We start from the raw sequence: 6,175 nt of genomic DNA, 5'->3' as shown, positions 1-6,175 counted from the left end.
GCGGCCCAGGCGCGGCGGTTCAGCTCGTCGTCCAGCGTCTTGTTCTCCTTGATGAAGGCCTGCCAGCTCTGCTGCGGCTGGTTATGCAGGACGGCCACGGCTTCCTCCACCGCATCCAGCAGGCGCGACAGGCGCTTGTCGTTGAGCTTGTCCTTGTGCGCCACCAGGATCAGTTCGTCATAGAGCGGCACGCCGTAATCTTCCGGATAGAAGGCGCGGCCGGGTTTGCCGGCGATGTCCATCTGGTTCAGCTCGAAATTGCGGAAGGCGCCGATGGTGCCGTCCACCTTGCCGGCGAAGATCGAGGGCGAGAGCGCGAAATTCACGTTCACCAGCGTCACGTCCTTCAGGGTCAGGCCGTATTGTCCCAGCATGGTCTTGAGCAGCGCATCCTCGAAGCCGCCGACCGAATAGCCGATGGTTTTGCCTTTCAGGTCGGCCACCGATTTCACCGGCCCGTCGCGCAGCACCACCAGCGAATTCAGCGGCGTGGCGACCAGGGTGCCAATGCGGCGCAGCGGCAGGCCCTGCGCCACCTGCACATGCAGTTGCGGCTGATACGAGATCGCCACATCGGCCTTGCCGGCGGCCACCAGCTTGGGTGGATCGTTCGGATCGGCCGGCGCGATCAGCTCGACCTGCAGGCCGTGGCGCTCGAAGATGCCGGTGTGTTTCGCCACCACCAGCGGCGCATGGTCGGGATTGACGAACCAGTCCAGCATCACGACCAGCTTGTCATCGGCGGATGCAAGGCCGGGTATCAGTACGGGCATCAGGCTGAGCAGGGTGGCAAGGGCAATCTTTCTGAACGACATCTTGAACTCCTTCACTTCAGAACATGGGTGTCCGCCTGCCAGGGCAGCAGGCGGCGCGAGAGATGGTCGACCGCCGCGTAGAGCGCGACGGCGCAGAGCGCCAGCGCAATCAGCGCGGCGAACATCAGGTCGGTCTGCACGCGCGCATTGGCCTGCAGCATCAAAAAGCCCAGCCCCGCGCTGGCGCCGACCCATTCGCCGATCACCGCGCCGATCGGCGCGACGGCGGCGGCGATCTTCAGGCCGCTGGCGAAGGCGGGCAGGGCGGCCATCAGGCGGATGCGCAGCAGTATCCGGTGGCGGTGGCGCGGCGCATTGGCCGTCATCACCTGCGCCAGGTCGAGCCAGCCCGGCTCGGTGCGGCGCAGGCCGTCATACAGCGTCGCCGCCACGGGGAAGAAGATGATCAGCATGGCCATCACGATCTTGGATGCCATGCCATAGCCGAACCACAGCACCAGCAAGGGCGCCAGCGCAAAAACCGGAATGGCCTGGCTGGCGACGATCACCGGCAGCAGCCAGCGCCGCGCCGTTTGCGAGGCCAGCAGGCCAAGCGCCGCCATCGCGCCCAGCAACGCGCCGAAAGCCAGGCCCAGCAGCATCTCGGCCAGCGTCACGGTCGCCTCAGTCAGCAGCACGTCGCCGCGCTTGATGAAGGCCAGCGCCACGGCATGAGGCGGCGGCAGGATGTAGGGCGGCAGCGCGAACAGCGTGACGATCAGCTGCCACAGCAGCACGAGGCCGAGCAGCGTGACCAGCGGGCGCATCATGGCAGCGGCTCCTGCAAGGCGGCATGGATCAAACGCAGGGCGGGCAGCACGGCGGGCGAGAGTGGATCACGCGGCGCGGGCATGGCGAAGTCCGTCACCGGGCGCAGCTGCGCCGGATGCCCGGCCAGCAGCAGCACGCGGTCGGCAATGCGGCAGGCCTCGGCCGGATCGTGGGTCACCAGCAGCACCATGCGGTCTTGCAGCAATTCGCAGGCCAGTTCCTGCATGGCGGCGCGCGTGATCGCATCCAGCGCCGAGAAGGGTTCGTCCATCAGCACCAGCGGCCGGTCTTCCATCAGCGTGCGGGCCAATGCCGCGCGCTGGCGCATGCCGCCCGAGAGGGCGGCGGGGTAGGCATCCATCCACGCGCTCAAACCCAGCCGGCGCAGCAGGGATTCGGCTCTGGCGATATCGGGCTGCTCGCCGCGCAGCCGCGCGCCCAGCAGCACATTCTCGCGGATGCTGGCCCAGGGCAGCAGCAGGTCCTGCTGCGCCATCCAGGCCACGGTCTCGGCAACGGGAGTCTCCAGTCCGGGCAGCAGCCCGGCCACCTGTTTCAGCAGGGTGCTTTTGCCGCCGCCGCTCGGGCCCAGGATCGCCACCGTCTCGCGGGCCCGCAGGTCGAGCGCGAAGGGAGCCAATACGGCATGCTGACCGTAAGAGAAGCCGTGGCCCCTCAATTGAAGGGCCGGAGGCGGACTCGGAGACGAGGAGGAGAGTGGCAAGGTCACGCCGCTGATCCCTACGCCGGTCTTAACCGGATCAGGTTCGAGGGGTCGTCCGGACAACCCGGACCTCTCAGCCGCCCATCGGCTCCCCCTCAGAGGCAAGGTCCCATTATAGGGCGATGCCGCCGCTTGTTAAGCCCCGCCACTTGTTAAGCCCGCCACTTGTTAAGACTGGGCTGGCCGCTAGATTCACGGCATATGCCGGCTCCGCTGCTGATCGCCAACGAGATCTACCGCCATTCCAGCCTGGGCGGGAAACACCCGCTGTCCATTCCGCGCGTCTCCACAATGCTCGACCTGGTGCAGGCTCTGGGCTGGCTGGCGCCAGCGCAATACCGCGACAGCCGCCCGGCCACGCCTGAGGAGCTGGCGCGGTTCCATCGCCCGGACTACATCGCCGCCGTGCAGGCGGCCGAGCGCGACCTGTGCATCAGCGCGGAGGATTCCGAGCGCTACAACCTCGGCCGTGGCGGCAACCCGGTCTACGCCACCATGTTCCGCCGCCCGGCCACGGGAGTCGGCGGCAGCCTGATCGCCGCGCGCCATCTGCTGGACCAGCCGGCTTCGCTCAAGACTCCGGGCATGATCTACAGCCCCGGCGGCGGCACCCATCACGGTCGTCCGGCCCAGGCTTCGGGCTTTTGCTATTTCAACGATCCGGTGCTGGCGATCCTGAGTTTCCTCGATGCCGGCCTGTCGCGCGTCGCCTATGTGGACCTCGACGTGCATCACGGCGACGGCGTGGCCGAGGCGTTTGAGGATGATCCGCGCGTGCTGGCGGTTTCCGTGCACGAGGCCGGGCGCTGGCCGCATTCGGGGACGCTGGAAGAAGAGGGCGCCGGCAACCTGTTCAACCTGCCGGTTCCGCCCGGCATGATCGACGACGAGATGGCGGCATTGGTCAATGACGCCATCGGCCCGCTGCTGGAAGGCTTCAGACCTGAGGCCATGGTGATCCAGTGCGGCGCCGATGCGCTGGCCGACGATCCATTGGCGAAACAGGAATTGTCCAACACCGCGCTGTGGCGGGCGGTGGCCGCGCTGAAAGGCATCGCGCCGCGCCTGTTGGTGCTGGGCGGCGGCGGTTATAATCCCTGGTCGGTGGCGCGCTGCTGGACCGGGATCTGGGCCGAGTTGAACGACCTGGAAAAACCCGAACGGCTGCCGGCCCCGGCGGAAAGCCTGCTGCGCAGTTTAAGCTGGAACCGCACGGCCGGGCGTAATCCGCCGGAGCACTGGTTCACCACGCTGGAAGACGCGCCGCGCCATGGCCCGGTGCGCGAGGAGACCCGCCGGTTGCTGCGGCGGGTGAAGGAAAGGATGAGGGCGTGAAACTGAAGTTCGTGTTTGCCGTTGTGCTGTCCATGACCCTGCTCTGTGCATCCTTCGCGTTTCCAGTCCGGGCCCAGCCGCAGCCGACCCTGCCGCAGAGCGACCTGGTGATCGTGACCAACGGCAAGGGGCCGCAGCATTTCACCGTCGAGCTGGCCGACAACGACCAGAGCCGGGCGCGCGGCATGATGTTCCGCCAGTCCATGGCGCCCGATGCCGGCATGCTGTTCGACTTCAGGCAGGAGCAGATGGCCTCCTTCTGGATGCGCAACACGCTCATCCCGCTGGACATGATCTTCATCAGGGCCGATGGCACGATCCTGAATATCCACCAGCGCGCCATCCCGCGCGACGAGACCGGCATCAACTCGGCCGGACCGGTGCGGGCGGTGCTGGAGGTCAATGGCGGCACGGCCAGCCGGCTGGGCATCAAGGCGGGCGACAGGGTGCAGCATGCCATTTTCGGCAACCCGCCGAAAAAGTAGCGCCGGGCCGTTAACCGGGCTTTTCCGCCCCCGGCATAGGCCCCTGCCATAGTCTGTTCGGACCGGCCGGAAGGCTGGCCCGGACCCGGGTGTCTGTGCTAAAAGGCCCTCGCTTTTCCGCCATTTAGGGCGGGGTGTAGCTCAGTCTGGTAGAGCGCCTGCTTTGGGAGCAGGAAGTCGCTGGTTCGAATCCAGTCACCCCGACCAACCGGCGGAACGAGTCACTGGCAGGATCACAAGGACGGTTTTCCCATGACCAAGGCGCGTATCTATCAGCCGGCCAAGACCGCGATGCAGTCCGGCCGGGCCAAGACCCGGCAGTGGGTGCTGGAATACGACACCGCCGACAGCCGCTTCGTCGAGCCGCTGATGGGCTGGACCGGGTCGCAGGGCACGCTCAGCCAGCTCACCCTGAAATTCGACACGCTGGACGACGCCAAAGCCTATGCCGACAAGCGCGGCATCGATTACGAGGTCGAGCTGCCGCACGAGCGCAAGCTGGCCAACCGCGCCTACGCCGATAACTTCGCGTATACCAGAATCCGCTAAAGCTTTATCCGGCGGGGCGCCCTGTTTGGCCGGCTCCGCCGGCCGTCAGCCCGCAATACGGCCTTGGGTGCCCTTAGCTCAGTTGGATAGAGCAGCCGCCTTCTAAGCGGCAGGTCGGTGGTTCGAATCCACCAGGGCACGCCATCTTTTCAATGATTTAGATGAAAATTTGGTGCCAAAAGTTTTGCAGCTAAGCCACTGAATCTCAATCAAACCCAGAGTACAGCATCGCGCTTTTTTGCTACGGCCAGACGCCACGGATGGCCTTTATCAGAAATACCAAGCAGGGAGTTCGCAGTCATAGTGCAGAGAAAAGAAAGAAAGATAGAGTGATTAATCTCGCTTTGTATTCTGCAGAGCATCGAATAGAAAACCATTCATTCTGGCTTCAACCACATCGACCAGTATTGAAATTATTATGTCGTCTAGTTTTTCCAGTTCTTCGACACTGGGAGCTTTGTCAAAATTATTAGTGTCTCCTCTAATCATTAGGTTGCCGTCCAAGTCGGTACCCCAGACGCCATGTAGGAGCTGATTTCGTTTTTCAGTGGCTTGTGCTGCTCTGGTGAGCAGAGCTTGCAACTTTACTAATGGCGTTCCTTCACCGAGGCGTTTTCTCGCTAATTTGTTGATGCGGTCGCGTAGTTCGCTTGATCCGTTCCTTCTGGTCGCATCTAAAGCTTCCTCTTTAGATACTCCGGTTAGGGAGCGTATGAGCATTTTTAACTGGTTATCGAGTTGACCATGTCGAAGCGCTATTCGTCCTATTGCGGCAAGGACCTCGGGTTCGTCGGGTAGCGCATGGGTCACCTTTTGCTGTGTTGTCTTAATTGACATTTGTTGTGTCCTGTTCTTCGCCGGCTAGATCTTTGCCGAAGTTCAAAATTCAATCAGATAGTTTAGCAAAACACATGCAAGCTATTGATTGGGAGCAGGGCGGAACCATCGGCTTTGCGTCTAAGTATGTGATATTGTTATAATTCGACTGATCTGAATATCCCCGCGTAGACGGTTCAATTTCGTCCTTGAGCCCTCCTAAGCACGGTGCAACCCGCATTTTTGCCACGCGGCCGATGGGGAATGATGCTCATCTCGGCGACCCCAGGTCTGACGCTCTACCTGCCGACGCTGTGGTGCCGGTGAGGGGCGGGGGTGGCGCGGCAGGCTTGTCTTTCGCCCAATATGTTGCTATATTGTTCTTTATGACGAATTCCCGATCTTTGATTATGGAAAATCTCTGTTTTTATGAAAATCAATGCTTTAACACATCAAAACCATCGCAAAACGACGAAACCCGACTGAAACGCGCCGCAGAACGGCCAACAATATCTGCGATCCATATGGTTCGGCCGGCCAGGCGTTCTCCCGGTGCTTTTCTGCCGCAGGCGGACGGGTATGGTAGACGGCTAAATACAAGCCCGGGCAGGTCGGTCCGTGGACTACAGGTTGGAGGAACCCAGAAATGACAACGGCAAAGGTTGCATTGGTCACCGGCG

Annotated in this window: 8 protein-coding genes, 2 tRNA genes and 1 riboswitch; of the genes, 5 read left to right on the top strand and 5 right to left on the bottom strand. The window is 62.7% G+C overall.

Going from position 1 to position 6,175, the window contains the following annotated elements:
- The 3 genes from Q1J79_RS04975 to Q1J79_RS04965 form a co-directional block, all read right to left on the bottom strand.
- A partial coding sequence (locus Q1J79_RS04975) for an ABC transporter substrate-binding protein (RefSeq protein WP_300297492.1) occupies positions 1–773 on the bottom strand: 773 nt, incomplete at its 3' end.
- 53 nt (positions 774–826) lie between these two features.
- The gene (locus tag Q1J79_RS04970; RefSeq protein WP_300297490.1) at positions 827–1,582 is read right to left on the bottom strand and encodes an ABC transporter permease; all 756 of its coding nucleotides are present in this window, start codon (positions 1,580–1,582) and stop codon (positions 827–829) included.
- A complete protein-coding gene (locus Q1J79_RS04965) occupies positions 1,582–2,226 on the bottom strand; it encodes an ABC transporter ATP-binding protein (RefSeq protein WP_300297352.1) in 645 nt (214 codons plus the stop codon). The genes Q1J79_RS04970 and Q1J79_RS04965 overlap by 1 nt, the downstream gene beginning before the upstream one ends.
- Before the next feature lie 81 nt (positions 2,227–2,307).
- Positions 2,308–2,415, bottom strand: a riboswitch (TPP riboswitch).
- Between the two features lie 96 nt (positions 2,416–2,511).
- Here Q1J79_RS04965 and Q1J79_RS04960 point away from each other — a divergent pair.
- The 5 genes from Q1J79_RS04960 to Q1J79_RS04940 all read left to right on the top strand — a co-directional run bounded on the left by Q1J79_RS04960 (position 2,512) and on the right by Q1J79_RS04940 (position 4,823).
- Positions 2,512–3,645: an acetoin utilization protein AcuC gene (locus Q1J79_RS04960; protein WP_300297350.1), complete on the top strand. Its 1,134-nt coding sequence runs from the start codon at positions 2,512–2,514 to the stop codon at positions 3,643–3,645.
- Positions 3,642–4,130 (top strand): DUF192 domain-containing protein, encoded by a 489-nt coding sequence (locus tag Q1J79_RS04955; protein WP_300297347.1) that lies wholly within the window; start codon positions 3,642–3,644, stop codon positions 4,128–4,130. Before Q1J79_RS04960 ends, Q1J79_RS04955 begins: the two co-directional genes overlap by 4 nt.
- A 130-nt stretch (positions 4,131–4,260) precedes the next feature.
- Positions 4,261–4,337: transfer RNA gene (locus tag Q1J79_RS04950), tRNA-Pro, on the top strand.
- 45 nt (positions 4,338–4,382) lie between these two features.
- Positions 4,383–4,679: an ETC complex I subunit gene (locus Q1J79_RS04945; protein WP_300297345.1), complete on the top strand. Its 297-nt coding sequence runs from the start codon at positions 4,383–4,385 to the stop codon at positions 4,677–4,679.
- A 67-nt stretch (positions 4,680–4,746) separates the two neighbouring features.
- Positions 4,747–4,823 (top strand) — tRNA-Arg (locus Q1J79_RS04940).
- A gap of 189 nt (positions 4,824–5,012) precedes the next feature.
- On the opposite strand, the gene Q1J79_RS04935 is transcribed toward Q1J79_RS04940, so the two are convergent.
- Together Q1J79_RS04935 and Q1J79_RS04930 are read right to left on the bottom strand one after the other, a co-directional pair.
- Positions 5,013–5,516 (bottom strand): hypothetical protein, encoded by a 504-nt coding sequence (locus tag Q1J79_RS04935; protein ID WP_300297343.1) that lies wholly within the window; start codon positions 5,514–5,516, stop codon positions 5,013–5,015.
- 423 nt (positions 5,517–5,939) lie between these two features.
- On the bottom strand, positions 5,940–6,175 hold a 236-nt coding region (locus Q1J79_RS04930), incomplete at its 5' end, for a hypothetical protein (protein WP_300297340.1).

It is taken from the genome of Ferrovibrio sp. (genome assembly GCF_029255545.1).
Taxonomy (GTDB): domain Bacteria; phylum Pseudomonadota; class Alphaproteobacteria; order Ferrovibrionales; family Ferrovibrionaceae; genus Ferrovibrio.
This window is presented reverse-complemented; position numbering and strand designations above follow the sequence as displayed.

What these genes read in the sequence shown, in the direction of transcription:
- Q1J79_RS04960 (WP_300297350.1), top strand. Translation starts at nt 2,512, where the DNA reads ATGCCGGCTCCGCTGCTGATCGCCAACGAGATCTACCGCCATTCCAGC.
- Q1J79_RS04970 (WP_300297490.1), bottom strand. Translation starts at nt 1,582, where the DNA reads ATGCGCCCGCTGGTCACGCTGCTCGGCCTCGTGCTGCTGTGGCAGCTG.
- Q1J79_RS04945 (WP_300297345.1), top strand. Translation starts at nt 4,383, where the DNA reads ATGACCAAGGCGCGTATCTATCAGCCGGCCAAGACCGCGATGCAGTCC.
- Q1J79_RS04935 (WP_300297343.1), bottom strand. Translation starts at nt 5,516, where the DNA reads ATGTCAATTAAGACAACACAGCAAAAGGTGACCCATGCGCTACCCGAC.